This is a genomic window from bacterium, assembly GCA_023150945.1.
GTDB lineage: Bacteria > Zhuqueibacterota > Zhuqueibacteria > Zhuqueibacterales > Zhuqueibacteraceae > Coneutiohabitans.
On sequence record JAKLJX010000006.1, the window covers coordinates 323,248 to 340,788 of the forward strand.

At 57.9% G+C, this 17,541-nt stretch carries 18 protein-coding genes and 1 pseudogene; 9 read left to right on the forward strand and 10 right to left on the reverse strand.

The annotated features are described in order from the left end of the window. The first annotated feature begins 122 nt into the window (after nucleotides 1-122). The 5 genes from L6R21_10875 to L6R21_10895 all read left to right on the forward strand — a co-directional run bounded on the left by L6R21_10875 (nucleotide 123) and on the right by L6R21_10895 (nucleotide 7,604). Entirely contained in the window at nucleotides 123-767 is a 645-nt protein-coding gene (locus L6R21_10875; GenBank protein MCK6559689.1) for a hypothetical protein, read from the forward strand. Next, the gene (locus L6R21_10880; GenBank protein MCK6559690.1) at nucleotides 760-1,566 is read left to right on the forward strand and encodes a nucleotidyl transferase AbiEii/AbiGii toxin family protein; all 807 of its coding nucleotides are present in this window, start codon (nucleotides 760-762) and stop codon (nucleotides 1,564-1,566) included. The genes L6R21_10875 and L6R21_10880 overlap by 8 nt, the downstream gene beginning before the upstream one ends. Before the next feature lie 335 nt (nucleotides 1,567-1,901). After that, entirely contained in the window at nucleotides 1,902-5,090 is a 3,189-nt protein-coding gene (locus L6R21_10885; protein ID MCK6559691.1) for an SUMF1/EgtB/PvdO family nonheme iron enzyme, read from the forward strand. A 79-nt stretch (nucleotides 5,091-5,169) separates the two neighbouring features. After that, nucleotides 5,170-5,529, forward strand: a complete 360-nt coding sequence (gene avd / locus L6R21_10890) for a diversity-generating retroelement protein Avd (GenBank protein ID MCK6559692.1) — start codon at nucleotides 5,170-5,172, stop codon at nucleotides 5,527-5,529. A gap of 437 nt (nucleotides 5,530-5,966) precedes the next feature. Continuing rightward, nucleotides 5,967-7,604, forward strand: coding sequence for an ABC transporter ATP-binding protein (locus tag L6R21_10895; protein MCK6559693.1), 1,638 nt, complete (start codon nucleotides 5,967-5,969; stop codon nucleotides 7,602-7,604). Between the two features lie 131 nt (nucleotides 7,605-7,735). Here the strand turns inward: L6R21_10895 and L6R21_10900 are convergent, their stop codons facing one another. Further along, nucleotides 7,736-7,990 carry a hypothetical protein gene (locus L6R21_10900; GenBank protein MCK6559694.1) on the reverse strand — a complete coding sequence of 85 codons (255 nt, stop codon included), beginning with the start codon at nucleotides 7,988-7,990 and terminating at the stop codon, nucleotides 7,736-7,738. A gap of 144 nt (nucleotides 7,991-8,134) precedes the next feature. On the opposite strand from L6R21_10900, the gene L6R21_10905 reads away from it, so the two are divergent. The 4 genes from L6R21_10905 (at nucleotide 8,135) to L6R21_10920 (ending at nucleotide 11,847) form a co-directional block, all read left to right on the forward strand. Further along, nucleotides 8,135-8,347 (forward strand): hypothetical protein, encoded by a 213-nt coding sequence (locus L6R21_10905; protein MCK6559695.1) that lies wholly within the window; start codon nucleotides 8,135-8,137, stop codon nucleotides 8,345-8,347. 54 nt (nucleotides 8,348-8,401) lie between these two features. Further along, nucleotides 8,402-9,451: an ABC transporter permease gene (locus tag L6R21_10910; GenBank protein ID MCK6559696.1), complete on the forward strand. Its 1,050-nt coding sequence runs from the start codon at nucleotides 8,402-8,404 to the stop codon at nucleotides 9,449-9,451. A 162-nt stretch (nucleotides 9,452-9,613) separates the two neighbouring features. Continuing rightward, on the forward strand, nucleotides 9,614-10,537 hold the full coding sequence (locus tag L6R21_10915) for an ABC transporter permease (GenBank protein MCK6559697.1): 924 nt from the start codon (nucleotides 9,614-9,616) through the stop codon (nucleotides 10,535-10,537). Between the two features lie 131 nt (nucleotides 10,538-10,668). Continuing rightward, nucleotides 10,669-11,847: a hypothetical protein gene (locus L6R21_10920; protein ID MCK6559698.1), complete on the forward strand. Its 1,179-nt coding sequence runs from the start codon at nucleotides 10,669-10,671 to the stop codon at nucleotides 11,845-11,847. 256 nt (nucleotides 11,848-12,103) lie between these two features. Here L6R21_10920 and hisIE read toward each other — a convergent pair whose 3' ends face one another. The 9 genes and pseudogenes from hisIE to L6R21_10965 form a co-directional block, all read right to left on the reverse strand. Further along, nucleotides 12,104-12,724, reverse strand: a complete 621-nt coding sequence (hisIE, locus tag L6R21_10925; GenBank protein ID MCK6559699.1) for a bifunctional phosphoribosyl-AMP cyclohydrolase/phosphoribosyl-ATP diphosphatase HisIE — start codon at nucleotides 12,722-12,724, stop codon at nucleotides 12,104-12,106. 188 nt (nucleotides 12,725-12,912) lie between these two features. After that, nucleotides 12,913-13,677 carry an imidazole glycerol phosphate synthase subunit HisF gene (gene hisF / locus L6R21_10930; protein MCK6559700.1) on the reverse strand — a complete coding sequence of 255 codons (765 nt, stop codon included), beginning with the start codon at nucleotides 13,675-13,677 and terminating at the stop codon, nucleotides 12,913-12,915. Between the two features lie 27 nt (nucleotides 13,678-13,704). Then, nucleotides 13,705-13,971: a toxin-antitoxin system HicB family antitoxin gene (locus L6R21_10935; GenBank protein ID MCK6559701.1), complete on the reverse strand. Its 267-nt coding sequence runs from the start codon at nucleotides 13,969-13,971 to the stop codon at nucleotides 13,705-13,707. Between the two features lie 14 nt (nucleotides 13,972-13,985). After that, a complete protein-coding gene (locus tag L6R21_10940) occupies nucleotides 13,986-14,435 on the reverse strand; it encodes a putative toxin-antitoxin system toxin component, PIN family (GenBank protein ID MCK6559702.1) in 450 nt (149 codons plus the stop codon). Between the two features lie 89 nt (nucleotides 14,436-14,524). Then, a pseudogene (locus tag L6R21_10945) lies at nucleotides 14,525-14,623 on the reverse strand (HisA/HisF-related TIM barrel protein). Between the two features lie 46 nt (nucleotides 14,624-14,669). Then, the gene (gene hisA / locus L6R21_10950; protein MCK6559703.1) at nucleotides 14,670-15,401 is read right to left on the reverse strand and encodes a 1-(5-phosphoribosyl)-5-[(5-phosphoribosylamino)methylideneamino]imidazole-4-carboxamide isomerase; all 732 of its coding nucleotides are present in this window, start codon (nucleotides 15,399-15,401) and stop codon (nucleotides 14,670-14,672) included. A gap of 186 nt (nucleotides 15,402-15,587) precedes the next feature. Then, nucleotides 15,588-16,193 (reverse strand): imidazole glycerol phosphate synthase subunit HisH, encoded by a 606-nt coding sequence (hisH, locus tag L6R21_10955; GenBank protein ID MCK6559704.1) that lies wholly within the window; start codon nucleotides 16,191-16,193, stop codon nucleotides 15,588-15,590. Nucleotides 16,194-16,326: 133 nt separating this feature from the next. Continuing rightward, on the reverse strand, nucleotides 16,327-16,917 hold the full coding sequence (gene hisB, locus L6R21_10960; protein ID MCK6559705.1) for an imidazoleglycerol-phosphate dehydratase HisB: 591 nt from the start codon (nucleotides 16,915-16,917) through the stop codon (nucleotides 16,327-16,329). Nucleotides 16,918-17,062: 145 nt separating this feature from the next. Further along, nucleotides 17,063-17,541: transposase (locus tag L6R21_10965; protein MCK6559706.1), on the reverse strand; the 479-nt coding region annotated here is incomplete at its 5' end.

Consider the following 17,541-nt stretch of genomic DNA (forward strand, 5'->3'; position numbering starts at 1 on the left):
ACGCAAAGAATCCGCAAAGCTTTTCTTTGTGAAAACGTAGCGACTTGTGCGTGAATGTTTTTGCATTCTCGCGCCGAAAGAGCTATATTCGCGTAAATCATCAAAAATGATGAATTACGGAAATGAGATATCAGGAATTCAAAAATCAGGTGCGGCGCTATCCGGTGGTTACAGCCAGTTTGCTCAATTCCTTGGGCGAGGACGAACGCGTGCTGCGCAACCAGTTGAGCCGCTGGCAAAAGCAGGGTTTGATCCTGCGGTTGAAAAAGGGCATGTATCTGCTCAATCGCGACGATCGCAGCCTGCATCCCTCGCCCTTTTTTCTTGCCAATCAGATGGTATTTCCCTCGTACATCAGTCTCGAAAGCGCGCTGGCATTTTATCAAATGATTCCCGAGGTGGTTTATCAAGTCACCAGCGTGACCACTGGCAAGCCGGCGCGATATATTTCTGCGGAGGGGGCGTTTGCCTTTCGGCATGTTAAGCCCGAATTGTTTTTCGGCTTTACTGCGCTGCGCGATGAAAGCGGTTTCGACATTTTGATCGCGGAGCCGGAGAAAGCGCTGCTCGATTTTTTCTATTTCAATCTCCCGCAGTTTTCGGAGAGTGATCACAGGATTTTTGCGGAGTCCTACCGCATTGCCGGAGAAGGAATTTTGCGGCCCGGCCTGCTCGAACAGTATGCCGCGCGTTTTTCCTCGAAAAAGCTGCGGCGCGTCGCGCATTTGTTCAGTGAAACCCATCTTGCTGGGGGCGTGCATGCGTGATCTGCTGCTGCAACGATTGCCGCCGGAACGCCCGGCGGCGGAGAGGCGCCATCACCTGCGGGAAATGCTGCAAATCATCTTGTTGAAGATTTTGCACGAATCGCCCGACGGCACAGCCCTGGCCTTCACCGGCGGCACGGCATTGCGCCTGCTGCACGGCCTGCCGCGCTTCTCCGAGGATTTGGATTTCTCCCTGATTCGCCCGGAAAAATACGGCTTCGATCGCTTGGTGAAGCATGTTCAAACCAGCCTCGCCAAGCTGGCCCTGCCTGCGGATTTCAAAGCCAAAAGCGAGAAAAGCGTTCAGCATCTTCACGTTCAATTCCGGGGCTTGCTGCAGGACGCGGGTTTATCGTCGCAAGCCGGCCAGAAACTGCCGATCCGTTTGGAAATCGACGCCAATCCCCCGGGCGGCTGGCAAACGGCAGTCGCCTTGCTCTCCGGATTTCAGACGTTTCCGGTTTTGCATTTCGATCTGCCGTCTTCTTTTGCAACCAAGCTGCATGCCTGCCTCTACCGGCGTTATGCCAAAGGCCGAGATTTCTATGATCTGATGTGGTATCTCGGCAAGAAAATCCGGCCGAATCTCGCCGTGTTGAACGAGGCCATCGCGCAAACGCAAGCAACGCCGGCCGCATTCGATGCCCGGCTTTTGCAACAAGCTTTGCTCCGCCGCCTCGCCGCTCTGGATGAAAAACAACTTCAGCAGGAGGTCGCGCCTTTTCTCATTCACCCCGAAGAGTTGAAACTGCTCGAATTCGACTTGATGCAGCAGGTGGTGCAGGGATATGAGTTCTGAAACACCAATACCGGCGCGAACGCGGCGAGATCAAACGGCTCACTGTCGCCAAGACTTATCAACAGGCCACGGATTTTCACCAAAAGCATCCGCCGCTGTTTCCGTAAACTGTAAATTCCTCGTTCAGCCACGGTTCCACCGTGGCTTTTTTGTTTGGGTCTTCGCGAGCTTTGCATTTGTAATCCGATCAAATTATATTGCTGCAATTCATGAAGGAATCACCACCGCCCGGGCGCTTTTTGAATAAAGGCGCAGCCGTTCATAGGCATGATTGATCATCAAAACAACTGGCCGGGCGGTATGTTCAGATAACCCCACAAAATCGGGGAACGCTGGTGACTTCGAAAAAATCCTATACCAAAATCCGACTCTTCATCGCCTCGCCGGGCGACGTGACGCCGGAGCGCGACCGGCTTTTGAAAATCGTGCAGGAATTCAATCAACCCAATGGCTTTTTGGACGAGATTGGCGTCACATTGCAGCCTCTCGATTGGCGTTCACATGTCGCGCCGTTGATGGGCCGGCCCGAGGCCGTGGTGTTGGAACAACTGCCGGTGGAAAGTTGGGATATTTTCGTCGGCATCATGTGGTCGCGCTTTGGCACGGCTACAGGTGCCGTGGATCCGCAAACCGGCTTCAGCTTTGATTCCGGCACGGAGGAGGAATTCACCCTCGCCTATCATGCCTGGCAGCAAAAGCAGCGGCCAGAGATTTTGTTTTATCGCTGCATGCGCCCCATTCCGCCGCGCAATTTGAATATCGACCAGTATCAGCGCCTCGAAGCATTCTTCCAAGAATTCTCGCCCGAGGGCAAGCACCCCGGCTTTGTGCAGGAATTTGAGTCCACCGATGATTTCGCCAGCCGCGTGCGCCTCGATCTCGAACGCCTCTTGCTCAAATTGCGTCCGGCAAGCGAACCGCCGCCGGTTTCTGCAGTGCAGACCGTGGCGCATGAGCCGGCGCGCCAGCGCTATCTCGAAACCATGATCAAAACCCATCAGCATCTGCCGGTGGCCGGTTTTGAAACCAACCTGCGCATTCCCATTCCGCTGGAGAAAGTGTATATCACGCTTAAAGCGCGCATGAACGAATTGGAGCATGCGCGCGGCGCGCTGGACTCTCCCGCACACAAACGCGGTTCGGTTCGACATAAGACTTCGGCAAGCTCAGTCGAACCGCTCACCGACCCGGCACAACCCGATCAAACAGTAAACGTGCAGCAAGCCCTGCAATTCGCCCTGCAGCGCGACTATGACGGACTCGTGCTGCTCGGTTATCCCGGCGCGGGCAAAACCACGCTCACCAAATACTTTCTGCTTTGCTTTGCCGGCAACAAAGCCGAGCAACAACTCGGCCTGTCCCGGCAACTGCTGCCGATTCTGCTCAGCCTGCGCGACATCGATCCCGAACAGCCGCTCACGGCCAACATTCTTGCCTCTTTGCAAAAGTATCATCTCGATTTATCAGAAGAGTTCTTCCTGCATTACTTGCAAGCAGGCCGCGCCATTCTCCTGCTCGACGGACTCGATGAAGTGCCGACCGAAAAGAAACGCGCCCTCGTCAGCCAATGGATTCACCATCAAGCGCATCTCGCCTTTCCGAAATGTCCGGTGCTCGTGACCTCGCGCTTCTCCGGGTATCGTGGTGAGGCGATCTTGCCGGGTTACTATCTGCGTCTGGAAATTCAAGATTACGGCATGCCCGAGGTGCAGCAGTTTCTCGAAAACTGGCTCATCGGCGTGGAAACGCATGTACAAGAGGACAACGAGTATTGGCGCAGTCAGGCAAAAAGCCGCGCGGAAAATTTGTTTCAGCGCATCGAGGCGGCGCCGGCGCTGCGCGAGCTGGCGGTGAATCCGCTGATGCTGCAGATCATTGCGCTGGTGCATCGCGATCGCGGCACTCTGCCCGAGCGCCGCGTCGAACTCTATAAAGAATGCACCGATGTTTTGCTGGAGCGCTGGGACAAAGCCAAAGGTCTGGAAGTTCTGCTCTCCGCAGCCCAGGCGCGCCAGCTCTTGCAGCCGATTGCGCTGTGGATGCATTCCGTGGAAAACCGGCGCGAGGTGAGCAAGGCCGAGCTGCTGACGTTCATGCAGCCGCATCTCGGCCGCATCAAGCGCGAGGTGGATCCCGAAGAGCTGCTGCAAAACTGGCAGGAGCGCAGCGGCATTTTCAAGGGTGAAGGCGATACTTACTTTTTCCATCATCTCAGCTTTCAGGAATATCTCACCGCCGAGGAGATTCGCAACACGCGGCAGGCCGACATTCTGGTCAAGCAGTTTGACCAGGCCTGGTGGCGCGAGCCGACGCTGCTGGCCATGGGCCTCACCAATCCCCCGATTTTTGCTGATTTCATGCGGGTTTTGCTGCGCGCGCAATGGCGCGACGGCGCGCGGGTGGATTTCCTGCTGCGCTGCGTCGATGAAACTTTGGTCAAAGACGAGGCCCCGTTTGTGCATGCGCTCAAGAAGCTCAAGCGTTTTGAGCCGCGTTATTATGCTTTGCTCGCTTTGGAACGCATTGGTACAGACACCGCCGAGGCGGCGGTGGCGCAGTCACAAAACGACAGGGACGAACGTCTGGCCGGCGAGGCGCGCAGCATTTACCGGCGCATGGCCCTCGATCAAATTCAAATCGAAATGCCCGAGGTCAAACTGGTTAGAACCGCTTTCAAAGGGAAAACCCACGATCTGCCGGCCCGCATTTTCAATTACTCAGAGTTGAATGCGGAATACATTCTCATCAAGAGCGGCAAGTACAATTATTCGGTCACCAAAAATGAAGTTGAAGTGCCGCCGCTGTACTTTGCCAAATATCCGGTGACCAACAAGCTCTACAACCGTTTTATTACCTATCTTGCCGGAAAGGGTGAGGAGGAGGCATTTGCGAATTTGCCTCTTGAACGGTTTGCCGAAAGCTTGCGCGTCAAAGCCAAAGAAATCCCAAGCTTCATAAAATACCTGGGCAATGACCCGAGGAAATGGGCTGAAACGCTCAAAACAAAAACAGAAGACAAGCGCTTTTTGGGTGAAGATCAACCGGTGGTTCGTGTCAATTGGTTTGACGCCGTGACCTATTGCCATTGGCTGAGCGAGTTGCAAGGGGCAAGGGGCAAGGGGCAGGATGAGAAAATGATCTATCGCTTGCCCACCGAGCAAGAATGGGAATGGGCCGCGGGCGGAGGCAAAAGAAAGTATCCGTGGGGCAATGACGAACCGGATGAAACCCGCGCGAATTATGGCGGAAAAGTGGGGCAGACTACGCCGATGGGCGCTTACCCGGCCGGGGCAACGCCGGAGGGACTGATGGATATGGCCGGCAATGTTTGGGAGTGGTGTGGGAATTTATATGGCAAAGAAAATGTTCTGGGAGAGACGGCGCGCGCGCTGCGAGGCGGGGCGTGGAGCTACTATCCTGAGCTTCTGCGCTGCGTGGCTCGCTACAGCAACAATCCCGACGACCAATGGTACTACTACGGTTTTCGGGTGGTCTGCGCCCAGTCTGCTTTTGATACTCTGTAACTCTGACAATCTGTTACTCTGAAAAAGGCGGGCGGAACGCCCGCCTCGAAATTTTTTTTTGAAATCTCGAGGAGGCGGCATGTCCACCAAAGCGCAAGAATTCTTGGCGATCAAACGTGGTTATGATTTTTCAAAATGGTTGTTGCAGCACACCGGCAAATTTCCCAAAAGCTACCGTTTCAGCGTGGCGGCAAAGCTGGAGAATGCCAGTTTGGGTTTCATCGAGTTGACCTCGGTTGCCAACATGCGCCGGGACAAACTGCCCCTGTTGAAACAAGCCGATGAAGCGCTGGCAAAGCTGCGGCTGTTGTTCCGGCTCAGTTATGAAATGCGCTTCATCAATCTGCAATCCTATGAACATGGCAGCAAGCTCATGAATGAAATGGGGCGTTTGCTGGGCGGGTGGATCAAAAACCCCGGCGCAGCGCCGGCTGTTTGAGACAATGCGCCAGCCGCAGAATGTCATTCAGGAGGAATCCTGTGAGGTAATTGGCGCCCTGCTCAAATTTTCACAGGATCCTTGCAGGATGACATTGATGGTGGCGATACTTTTCAAGGTAACAGAGCAGTAGCCATACAGACTTGACCGCTGGTCAAGCGGAGAAGAGTCCAACTGACGGCGCGCGCTCTGCGCGGCGCCTCGTGGAACAATACCACAGAGAATCTGCCTTGCGCGGTTCGCAACAGATGCGTTCGTGGTAACGCCTTTAGGCGTCGAACCAAAGTTGCACTCTCAGCCGCCTGCTGGTTGATAGCTTTCGCAAACCGCGTGAGCAGCAATTCCTGAACGCTCTGCATTCTTCTTAAGGCTCAACGCCTGAAGGCGTCACTACAAGCCTCGTTGCCTGAAGGAGTTACTACGAACCTCGCTCAACAATGCCCCCTCTCCTCGAAATCCACCACCTGCACAAACGCTTCGGCGACACCCTCGCGCTCGAGGGCGTGAGCTTGACCGTCAACGCCGGGGAGATTCACGCCGTGCTCGGTGAAAACGGCGCAGGCAAGACCACGCTCATGAACATTCTCTACGGCCTGGTGGCGGCCGATGCCGGCGAAATCAAGCTCGCGGGCAAACCCTTTCGGCCGGCGAGTCCGGCAGCGGCGATTCAGGCCGGCATCGGCATGATTCACCAGCATTTCATGCTGGTGCCCACCTTCACGGTGATGGAAAACTTCCTGCTCGGCAACTCCCGCTTCAGCGTGCGCGGCCCTCGCCGGCAACAGGCACAAAACGAAGTGCTGGCGCTTTGCAAGCGGCTCGGCATTGATATGGAGCCCTCTCCTCAATTGTCATTCTGGAAGAATCTTGTGAAGTCTCACCGCCGCCCGCCTGGTGCAAAAAGGTTTCCTCGCAAAGGCAAAACCAACGATGAACCGCGCCAATCCCCCAAGCCGGGCTTTGCGCTGTACAGCAAAATCGCCGATCTCTCCGTGGGCCAGCGCCAGCGCGTGGAAATCGTGAAGATTCTGCTCCGGCAATGCCGGCTGCTCATTCTCGACGAGCCGACCGCAGTGCTGGCGCCCCAGGAGGTCGAGGAGTTGTTTGCCTTGTTGCGGCGGCTGCGCCGCGAAGGCTACGCGATGATTTTCATTTCGCACAAGATTCACGAAGTGCTGGCGGTGAGCGACCGCCTCACCGTGTTGCGCAGCGGCCGGGTCTCGGGCAGATTCAACACCGCCGAGGCGAGTCTCGAACTGATTGCCGCGGCAATCACGCCGCAAGCCTCTGCGCCGGCGGCCGCGCCGGCTGCCGGCCGGCCGGGCCGCGTGGTGCTGCGGGCGCAAGCGCTGGCGGCCTTCGGCAACGCCGGCCAGCTCAGCCTCGATGATCTTTCATTCGAATTGCACGCCGGTGAGATTTTGGGTGTCGCCGGCGTCGATGGCAATGGCCAGGCGGAGCTGGCAGAAGTGTTGCTCGGCGTGCGGCCGCTGGCCCGCGGCCTGCTCGAGCTGGAAGGCGAAACCTTGGCGGGCAAGACCAGCCGCGCGCGTTTTGCCGCAGGTTTGGCGCACATTCCCGCCGATCGCCACGAGCTGGCGCTTTTCCCCACGCTCTCGGTGGCGCAAAACGCAGCGGCCTTCGCCTATCGCGAAAGCTCTTCCCACAAGTGGGGATGGCTGCGTCTGGCCAGGCTGCGCGAGTACAGTGAAAGCATCGTGCGTGACTTCGACGTGCGCGTGGCCAATCTCGCTTTGCCGGTCACCACCCTCTCCGGCGGCAATCAACAGAAACTCGTGGTCGGCCGCGAGCTGGCGCGCCGGCCGAAAGTGCTGATCGCGGTCAATCCCACCCGCGGCGTGGACCTGAGCGCGACCGCAAAGATTCACCAGGAAATCCTTGCCGCGAAAGCGCAGGGCGCGGCGATTTTGCTGATCTCGACCGAACTGAGCGAAGTTTATGCGCTGGCGGATCGCATTGCGGTGTTGTTCAAAGGCCGGTTTGCCGGCATCTTTCCGCCGGAGATTTCGCCGGAGCAGATTGGCGCGTTGATGCTGGGTGAAAGCAGCAAATAAGGGCAAAAAGCAGAGCCGCCCATCCGGGAGGCCCAGCCGGGCGGTGGCGTTTTCAGAAGGGCACAGAATTCCACAACCGCCAAAAGGCCATCAATTCGCTTGACATTATCGGCGAAAGCTGCTATTGTTGCCTACAATCTCAAACGCTTGATCTCGACTGTGATTGTTGCCAGCGCGATTTTCGTTCGGAGGGGAAGCTGTGAGGGCTGATCGCGAGAGCAGAAAGCGGACCGCGCATGGTTGGCAAAGGCACCGTGAAAACACGGCAGACCGATCACGCGTTCAGCGATCGCGATCATCCTATGGAAGTATATGAGCACGGCGACGGGTGTTTGATCTTTGTCGGCAAGCGCGGTCGCGTTCATGTCTTTGACGGGGAATCCCATCTTGCCAGCTTCCGCATGAGCCGGAGAGCAAGACATGAAAAGGTCAAACAAGGGAAGTGGCTCAGAATCCATTGAACACCAAAATAGAGGTGGCCTGATGAAGCTTCTGAGCAAACGTGAAATTGCCGAGGTCAGCTCTTCACGGTGGAAATTTCGGAATCAGAGCTGGACAGCTACCGTCAACTCTTGCTCTACGCATTGAAAAGTCTTCAGTCGCAAACGATCGCACGGCTTTTGGGCGATGAGCCACACGAGTTAGAAGGTCTATTGGATGATATTGAGAACATTTTGGAAGAAGCCGGGTTGCTGGCCGTAAAAAATCAAAAAGCCCGCAAACCGGTGTTTAACACTAACTAGAAATTTCCTCTGCCGGTTCATCTTCCCCTCTCGCTTCCAAAGCTAGACTCCCGCATGCGCGCCTTTCTCCGCGTTTGGATCATAAACCTGGCACCCGCCTTCAGCGCGTTTGCAGTTGCCACGCTGCTGGCCGCGCTGCTCTTGTTGGTGAGCGGTTATCAGACCGGCCTGGCGTTGCGCGCCCTGCTCGAAGGCGCGTTCGGCTCCGCTTATGCGCTTTCCGAAACGTTGGTCAAATCCATTCCGCTGTTGTTGACCGGCGCCGCCGTGGCGTTGGCGTTTCGCGCCGGCGTGTGGAACATTGGCGCGGAAGGCCAGTTCCTGGCCGGCGCCCTGGCTGCGAGCGCGCTGGCAGCGGCATTCTCTGCTTCCGGTTGGATGACCGGCGTCTTGGGAATCGCGCTGCTTCTGCTCGCGGGTGGCGTGGCCGGCGGCCTGTGGGCCGGCCTGGCAGGCGTGATGAAAAATCGCCGCGGCGTGCCGGAAGTCGTCTCCACCATTCTACTCAACTTTATTGCCATCGAGCTGGTGCGCTATGCGGTGCATGGCCCGCTCATGGAAACCGCGGGACAGTTTCCCCAGTCGGACGCGCTCGATGCCTCGCTGCGGCTGGCGCGACTCTTTCCGCCCACGCGCTTGCACGCCGGCATCTGGCTGGCGCCCGTGGTGGCGGTATTGTGCTATCTGCTCATTCGGCGCACCGTCTTCGGTTTCGAGATGCAGGCAACGGCTGCCAATCCCCGGGCCGCGCGCTTTGCGGCGATTGACACAGCGCGGGTGCAACTTCTCAGTTTGATGATTTCCGGCGCAGTGGCGGGATTGGCAGGCGTGATCGAACTGGCGGGCGTGACCTATCGCGTGTATGACAATTTCTCGCCCGGTTACGGCTACACCGCCATTGCCGTCGCGCTCATGGCGCGCCTCAATCCGCTGGCGGTGATTTTCTCGGCGCTGCTGTTCGGTGCGCTGGAAAACGGCGCCGCGGCGATGCAACGCCAGGCCAATGTTTCCGCGGTCATCAGTTATGTGATTCAGGGATTAGTGGTGCTCACCATGGCGGTGGCTGGCGGCGTGAGTCTCAAAGGCAATGCGGCAAAGACGTGAGCAAAGCGGCTCGCGCAGCGCTGCCGGAGTCATTGCAATTCCGGCCCCGGAGGCCGCTGTCGAAGCCGGCTTGAGGAGGCGCCAGCGATTCTCAACAACAAATCCGGTGCTTCCGGCTAACCCAGTCAAGCCTGAGAATTTCATCAGTCGTGACGTGACGGCATGATCCTCAATTTCATCGAAAATCTGCTGGCCTCGGGCGTGAAGCTGGCGGCGCCGCTCTGGCTGACGGCCACCGGAGAAACGTATGCCGAGCGCGCGGGTGTGATCAATATCGGCCTGGAAGGCATGATGCTGGCCGGCGCGTTTGCCGGCATGGTGGTGAGCTACTTCAGCGCCAGCCCGTGGCTCGGCTTGCTCGCCGGCATGCTGGCCGCCATGTTGCTCGCCGCGGTTCTTGCCGTGTTGACCGTTTACTTTCAGGCCGATCAAATCATCACCGGCGCTGCGCTCAACCTCGTGGCGCTCGGTCTTACCGGCTTTCTGTTTCGCCACATCTTCGGCGTGACCGGCGCCGCGCTCACGGCCACCTCGTTTCCCACACTCGAGCTTCCCGGTTTCGCCGGCATTCCGATCTTGGGCAGTTTGGTGTCACGACAACCGGTGTTGCTGTATGTCGCTTGCGGCGTCGTTCCGCTGGCCGCCTTCGTGCTCAACCGCACGCACTTGGGATTGGCGATTCGCGCCTGTGGTGAGCAGCCGGCCGCCGCGGACACTGCCGGCTGCAATGTGTTCCGTCTGCGTTTTGGCTGCGTGCTGTTCGGCGGCATGCTGGCCGGCGCGGCCGGCGCCTATCTCACGCTGGCGCATGCCAACACGTTCGTGGAAGGCATCACGGCCGGCCGCGGCTTCATCGCGCTCGCCCTCGTTATTTTCGGACGCTGGCAACCGCTGGGCGTGTTTTTCGCTTCGTTGTTTTTTGGCTGTGCCAATGCCCTGCAGTTTCAATTTCAAGCACGCGGCTATGACCTGCCCTATCAGTTCTTCCTCATGCTGCCCTACCTGCTCACCCTGCTGGTGCTGGTGTTTTCGACGCGCGGCCGCCAGGCGCCCGCGGCATTGGGCAAAGCTTATCGCCGCAGTTGAGCGCGCCGGCGCCGGCGGGCGGCCAGTGTTGCGCGCCGCAGCGTCTTCCCCGTGCTTGACTTTCGAGGCGGATTTGGCTAAGTTGCGGCGTCATTCAAACCGAATTTTCCTGCCACGGGCGAACGATGCGCATGCACAACTCTGCAAAAATTCTGCTCATGTTGTGGCTTTGGCTGTTGCCGGCGGCGACAGCATTCGCGCAAGGCGGGCGCCCGGCCTGGCTGGTGGGAGAATGGAAAAACACCGGCCTCAACGAAAGCCAGGCGTTCATCTTTGAGAGTGACGGCACGTTCAAATCCCGCCATGTCATCAGCGGCTTCGCGATGTCGGATTCCGGGCAATGGCGTTACCGCGACAATCGCCTGCATCTTGTGCTGGCGGATGATTCGCTGGCCTATCAACTCGTGCTCGCCGCCGATTCCCTGCGCTTTACGCTCTCCGCCGGCGATCTGGAAAAACCCAAACGATTCCGCAAGCAAACCGCGCCCGCCGCGCTCAGTACGACCCAGATCGCAAAAAACAGCTTGTTTGGCCGTTGGATTCACGAAGCGGCATTCCTGCGCGCGATTTTGACTTTCTATCCCGACAGCAACTACGTCTTTGAAGTGAGAGCCGGCCGCACCACGACCCGCAAACAGGGCGAGTACGAAGTGGCTGGTTCGCAACTCACGCTGCGCGTGCGCAATCAAAAGCCGCTGCTCTACACCATCGTGATGACCGGCAACCGGCTGCTGCTCACCGGCGGCGAATTCGAGGCCGCTACGACGTTCATTCGCCAGCTCGGCTCGGAGCAGCGCGTGGCGGCCGAGCGGCGTCGCGCGCTGGCGCTCAAGGCGCAAGAAGATGACCGCTGGCGCAAGCGTTTTCCGGCTTCGACGCTGGTGAAACCGATTCCCGCCATCTCTTCCAGTGACAGCTTGAAAGATCCGCTGCCCACCAACATCTTCATCACGCCGGTTGTCTTCCTCGATCCGCAAATCTACCTCTGGACCTCGACGTATCACTACCGCCCGCGCAATCGCTTCGGCGGCGCCGAGCTGCGCGACCGCATGCGCTGGATTTTCTTCGCGAACGGCCGCGTTTATCTGGATTCCCACACCTATGACCGCAACACGCTCACCGTGAAAGTGCGGCGTGCCTGGGGCCGTTATCATCTCGAAGCCGAGGACAAGCTGTGGTTCGAAAGCGACGACGGCGAGCGCTATCAACTGCGCCTCGAAGACGGCCGCCGCACGCTGGTGTTCAACGAGCGCTATCATGACAACGTGGAATGGCGCAAGGCAAAAGAGGCCAGTGGGCAGGAGAATTGAGGCAGGAACTCGCGTGGCGCGCCGGACTTTCTTGGCTTATTGATGCCTTCAAAGGAAATTACCAGCGGATGAAGTCAACCCAACGAAGGGAAGGCGTTTTCTCAGTTGGGTTGTTTCTGTCAGGGGAAAGATTTTTTTCTCTTGTGGCAGAAGTCTTTCAGAATTTTGTTCGATGTCTGAACTTGCAATGCGCCTGGCGCGCCAATCACGATTTGCGCGTCTCGCTGCGGCGGCAGCACGGCCGCACGCGCCGTGATCAGCCGCGCCGCTCCGCCAGCTTCTGGGCGATCTGCTGCAGGGGAACTTGACGCGCGGCGAGCAGAACCAGCAAGTGATAAAGCAGATCCGCCGTTTCCGCCGCCAGGCTGGCGTCGGATTCATGCACGCCCGCAATCGCGACTTCCACCGCTTCCTCCCCCACTTTTTGCGCGATCTTCTTGACGCCTTTGCGAAACAGCGCAGCGGTGTATGAGCCTTCCGGCAGCGCGCGCTGGCGTTGTTGAATCACCTCCTGCAATTCCGCGAGAATTTGCGGCAAGGGCGGCGCAGTGTTTTTTTCTTCATCCAGCCAACGATGAAAGCAGGTGCGCTCGCCGGTGTGGCAGGCCGGGCCGGCGGGCAGCACTTGCACCAGCAGCGCATCAGCGTCGCAGTCGAATTTCATCGACACGATGCGCTGCACATGGCCCGAGGTGGCGCCCTTGTGCCACAATTGCTGCCGGCTGCGGCTGAAGAACCAGGTTTCCCCGGTCTCCCGGCACTTTTGCAGGCTCTCGCGATTCATATAGGCGAGCGTCAACACCTCGCCGGTTGCGGCGTGCTGCACGATGGCGGGAAGGAGGCCGTGCTGATCGAATTGCAGTAGGTCGAGGTTCATTGATGGAAAGCACCGAATCTCAGAGAATAAACGTCAAACCATGCCAATTGACAAGTGATCGCAACCACGGCGCTGCGGCTGCAGTGTGCTTGGCGACCACGCCATTCCTGCCTGGGGGAATTCCTCCACCGTTGCAGTCAGCCCGGCACTCTGGTTCTGGCCCGCTTGCGTGTTAATGCACGAGGGTTTTATTGAACGGCAGGACGAACGTTGATCCCCTGCTGCCGGAGAAACGCCTTCGTCTCCCGAATGCTCAACTCGCGGTAGTGAAACAGGGAAGCGGCGAGCACGGCATCTGCTCCGCCGAGCGTAAAAGCATCGCGAAAGTGTTCCATGAAACCTGCGCCGCCCGAGGCAATCACCGGAATCTTCACGCTGTCCGCCACGGCGCGCAGCAACTCGAGATCATAGCCCTGGCGCGTGCCGTCACGATCCATGCTGGTCAGCAAAATCTCGCCGGCGCCGAGCTCTTCGCCCTGTTTCGCCCAGGCCAGCGCATCGAGGCCGGTGGCAATGCGGCCGCCGTTGATGTAGACTTCCCAACCGCGGTCTTTGCGCTTTGCATCGATGGCCAGCACCATGCACTGGCTGCCGAACACCGCCGCGCCGGCCCGAATCAAGTCGGGATTTCTCACCGCGGCGCTGTTTACCGAGACTTTGTCCGCGCCGGCGCGCAGAATGTCGCGCACATCCTCCGCGGTGCGAAGGCCGCCGCCGACGGTGAATGGAATGAACACCCGGCTGGCAACCTCGCGCACCATGGCGAGCACGATTTGACGCTTGTCGTGCGAGGCCGTGATGTCGAGAAACACCAATTCATCCGCGCCCTCGGCATCGTAGAAGTGCGCCTGTTCCACCGGATCGCCGGCGTCCGTGAGATTGACGAAATTGACGCCCTTGACCACGCGGCCATCTTTCACATCGAGGCAGGGAATGAGGCGTTTGGCGAGCATGAGTCAACTGGGACAAGAAGACTGAATCTATTCGTGCTGGGCTTGCTGAATTTCTGCGAGTGTCGGCTCGCTGCCCGGCTTGGCGTTTTCGAGAAATTGGCCAAAAGCGGCAAGGAGTTGTTCCGGGTTTTTGCCGTGCAGGCGTGTTTCCATCCATGCCATTGTCTCTTCCTGCACCACGGCGGTCTGCAGCCAGTATTTTACCAATTCATTTAGAGACATGTTCTTCTTCTTGGCAAGCAGAATCGCCTTGGCTTTCAGATCATCTGGCAGCCGGATTGACAAAGTACTCATGGGATCTTCCTTGTTTAGAGGTAGAGGTCACCAAACTGTTGCGGCGTCGATATCACCAATTCGGGGAATTGCAGCTCACTGCTGCTGAAATCCCGAATGTTCTTGGTTACAATCAACGCGCCGCTGGCCACGGCGGTTTCCAGTACGAAGTTATCGCTCTCATCCCGCAGATTTGGACGCCACAAATAGTGTACCTCGGATTCGCGTGCGATGACGACCAAGGCATTCAGGATCATTTGAACTTCGTCGCTCGTGGCGTCGATTAATTTGAGAACACGATTGCGCGTCAGAACCGCCTCATATTCCAGAAAGAGCTTCTGGGTTAATGCCAAAGGGACTCTGCCCGTCTGGATATTTTTCAATATCCTGTAGCTCGGAGAATGCTCGCGCCGGCATAATCCTGCAACCAAAACGTTGGTATCGAGCACGATGATGGGTGTCTTTTCCGCGGCAGCGGTGTTCATCTGTCCTTCCATCTTTCCTGCAATTCAACGCGGCAAAGCTTTGCTCAGAATGTCGAGAATAATGATCAAATGCAATCCCCAGTTTGCCTTACCGGATCGCCGGCGTCCGTAAGATTCACGAAATTGACGCCCTTGACCACGCGGCCATCTTTCACATCGAGGCAGGGAATGAGGCGTTTGGCGAGCATGAGTCTCTCTCGAGTTTGACCGCCCGGGCGCTTTCACAAGAACCGTTCAAGGCACGGCCATCGTTTGCAGCGCCTGCGCGAGCGTGAATCTGCCTTCATACAACGCCTTGCCCACAATCACCCCCGCGACACCGTCCTTTTCCAAGTCACGCAGCGCAACCAAGTCCTCCAGACGCGCAACGCCGCCCGCAGCAATGACACGCAAACCGCTCTGCCGCGCCAATGCCGCGGTGGCTTCCAGATTCGGGCCTTGCAGCGCGCCGTCGCGCGCAATGTCGGTGTAGACTGCCCAGCGCACGCCCAAGCTATGCATGTGCTGCGCGAAGGGAATCGCTTCGATTTCGGAAGTATCGGTCCAACCCCGGGTGGCCACGCGGCCGTCGCGGGCATCGATGCCGACGGCAATTGCCTCCGCGCCGAATTGCGTGAGCGCTTCTTCGACTAATTCCGGCTTGCTCACCGCCGCCGTGCCGATCACCACCCGGCGCGCGCCGGCGTCGAGCATGGCGCCAATCTTGTGCAGGCTGCGCATGCCGCCGCCGATTTGCACTGGAATCTCGACGGCAGCGATGATCTTGCGAATCATCGCGCGATTGCCGGTGCTGCCCGAGAACGCCGCATCGAGATCGACGATGTGCAACCACGCCGCGCCCGCGGCAGCGAAGGAGCGCGCGATGGCCACGGGATCATCACCGTAGATTTTCTCGGAGGCCGCTTCGCCACGCAGCAAGCGCACGCACCGGCCGCCCTTCAGATCAATGGCAGGTAAGATCAGCATCGACTTCAACAGTATTTGATATCCGTATGATTACGTTCCAACCTGGCTGAGCCGTGGCTTGCAAAACCTCGAGCACCGTGAAAACTCTGAGGTCTTTGATGCAATGGCCAAGCCGTTGTAGGAACCTCTTCATTGAAAGGCTGTAATTTCGAACGGTCACTATTTGTGACCGCAAACGGCGCGGTCTCAAAGCGCGACGAAATTTTTCAGCATTTGCAGGCCCACGCGCTGGCTTTTTTCCGGGTGAAATTGCACGCCGTAGACACTCGCGTGCCAAATCACGGAAGCGAACGTGGTTTCATATTCCGTTTCACCGGCAATGACCGCGCCCTGCGCCGGCACGACGACATACGAATTGGCAAAATAGACGAACGCGCCGTCTTCGACATTTTCGAACAGCGGGCAGGCCACGCGCTGCTTGACTTGATTCCAGCCCATGTGCGGCACTTTGGCGGAAACGCGCAGCCGTCGCACCGCGCCCGGCAAAATATTCAATCCCGCGTGTTGGCCCATTTCCTCGCTTTCGGAAAAGAGAAGCTGCATGCCCAGGCAAATGCCGAGCAGCGGCGTGCCCGCGGCAATGGCAGCAGGAATGCCCGCTGTCATTCCGCGTTGCGCCAGGCTGGCCATGGCATCGCCGAACGCGCCCACGCCCGGCAGAATCAGTTTGTCGTAGTGCGCCAAGCGCCCGGCCTCCGCGACCAGCTCTGCCGGCGTTCCCACGGCCTGCAAGGCTTTTTGGACACTGTGCAGATTGCCCATGCCGTAGTCGATGATGCCAATGGCCGTCATGGGCATGCCTGAGGCGCAATCATTCTCGCAGTTGGTTTGTAAGCGCTCATCGTTTCCTGTCACCTTGAGATGATGCGGCGAAGTTTCCAGCAGGCGACTTTCTCTCGGCTTCCTGCCGGGCCGCTGCGAACTTTCACACCAACACACCTTTGCTTGAGGGAATTCCGGGTTGGCGCGGGTCAAGGGCCACGGCCTGGCGCAACGCCCGGCCGAGTGATTTGAAGATCACTTCGATTTGGTGATGGGTGTTGCGGCCGGCGAGCAACGTCACGTGCAGCGTCATTTTCGCGTTGAGCGCGAAAGCGCGGAGAAAATCCTCCACCAGCTCGCTGGGGAAATCGCCCGCCTGCGCACTGTTGAAACTCGCTTCGAAATGGAGATAGCCACGGCCGCTGGCGTCCACCACCGTGCGCGCCAGCGCCTCATCGAGCGGCACGTAACTCACCGCGAGGCGGTGCAGGCCCTGGCGATTGCCGAGCGCCTCCAGGAAGGCGGTGCCCAGCGCGATGCCGGTGTCCTCCACCGTGTGATGGGCATCCACCTGCAGATCCCCGCGCGCTTTTAAGCGGAGATCAAAGAGGCCGTGCACTGCCAGCAGGGTGAGCATGTGATCGAAGAAGCCGATACCGGTGCTGATGTCGTGCTGGCCGCTGCCCTCGAGCTGCAGCGCAACAGAGATTTCCGTTTCCGCGGTGGTGCGGGTGAGTGAAGCGTGTCGGTTCATTTCTGATTGCCGTTGACTGAGGTTGTGAGTGTGCGCCCGCTATCGCGGGCTTTTACGAACACGTTTCTGCGACGGCTGGGCCGTTGCATCAATCTCCTCTGAATTTCTGCGACACTTATTGAGTTTTGCATAAATAATAGGAATATCAGATCTCCCATGGAAGATCTGACGCTTTGATGCACGCCCTAAGAAGTCTTTGTGATTGGAATAGTCTTTTGTTTGAGTTGGTAAGTAACTGTTCCAACTCCGCTATGGTTTGTGGAGATGTATTGCATAGTGCTTGATCATCCTGATTCCAGATGTACTCAGCGGGGTTTAACTCTGGCGCATACGCTGGGAAGTACTCTAAATGAACTCTGGGATATTTCTCCAAGAAGCAAGTCACGAGGGCATTTTTGTGAATCGGCGCTCTATCCCATAGAATGATAATGTTACCGCGAACGTGTTGAAACAATTCTTCAAGGAAAATGACCACTTCTTCCGAGCTTATATCGTTTCTCCACAAATGGGTATAAAGCCTTAGTCTTCGCTTTCGTGGAGAAACGGCAAGGGCACTGATCGCAGAAATCTTTTCTCGACTGAACATGTGGCAGTGCGTTGGTGTTTGTCCGCGCGGTGCCCAAG

What these genes read in the sequence shown, in the direction of transcription:
- L6R21_10875 (MCK6559689.1), top strand. Translation starts at nt 123, where the DNA reads ATGAGATATCAGGAATTCAAAAATCAGGTGCGGCGCTATCCGGTGGTT.
- L6R21_10880 (MCK6559690.1), top strand. Translation starts at nt 760, where the DNA reads ATGCGTGATCTGCTGCTGCAACGATTGCCGCCGGAACGCCCGGCGGCG.
- avd (MCK6559692.1), top strand. Translation starts at nt 5,170, where the DNA reads ATGTCCACCAAAGCGCAAGAATTCTTGGCGATCAAACGTGGTTATGAT.
- L6R21_10895 (MCK6559693.1), top strand. Translation starts at nt 5,967, where the DNA reads ATGCCCCCTCTCCTCGAAATCCACCACCTGCACAAACGCTTCGGCGAC.
- L6R21_10900 (MCK6559694.1), bottom strand. Translation starts at nt 7,990, where the DNA reads ATGGGATTCCCCGTCAAAGACATGAACGCGACCGCGCTTGCCGACAAA.
- L6R21_10910 (MCK6559696.1), top strand. Translation starts at nt 8,402, where the DNA reads ATGCGCGCCTTTCTCCGCGTTTGGATCATAAACCTGGCACCCGCCTTC.
- L6R21_10915 (MCK6559697.1), top strand. Translation starts at nt 9,614, where the DNA reads ATGATCCTCAATTTCATCGAAAATCTGCTGGCCTCGGGCGTGAAGCTG.
- L6R21_10920 (MCK6559698.1), top strand. Translation starts at nt 10,669, where the DNA reads ATGCACAACTCTGCAAAAATTCTGCTCATGTTGTGGCTTTGGCTGTTG.
- hisIE (MCK6559699.1), bottom strand. Translation starts at nt 12,724, where the DNA reads ATGAACCTCGACCTACTGCAATTCGATCAGCACGGCCTCCTTCCCGCC.
- hisF (MCK6559700.1), bottom strand. Translation starts at nt 13,677, where the DNA reads ATGCTCGCCAAACGCCTCATTCCCTGCCTCGATGTGAAAGATGGCCGC.
- L6R21_10935 (MCK6559701.1), bottom strand. Translation starts at nt 13,971, where the DNA reads ATGAGTACTTTGTCAATCCGGCTGCCAGATGATCTGAAAGCCAAGGCG.
- L6R21_10940 (MCK6559702.1), bottom strand. Translation starts at nt 14,435, where the DNA reads ATGAACACCGCTGCCGCGGAAAAGACACCCATCATCGTGCTCGATACC.
- hisA (MCK6559703.1), bottom strand. Translation starts at nt 15,401, where the DNA reads ATGCTGATCTTACCTGCCATTGATCTGAAGGGCGGCCGGTGCGTGCGC.
- hisH (MCK6559704.1), bottom strand. Translation starts at nt 16,193, where the DNA reads ATGACGGCCATTGGCATCATCGACTACGGCATGGGCAATCTGCACAGT.
- hisB (MCK6559705.1), bottom strand. Translation starts at nt 16,917, where the DNA reads ATGAACCGACACGCTTCACTCACCCGCACCACCGCGGAAACGGAAATC.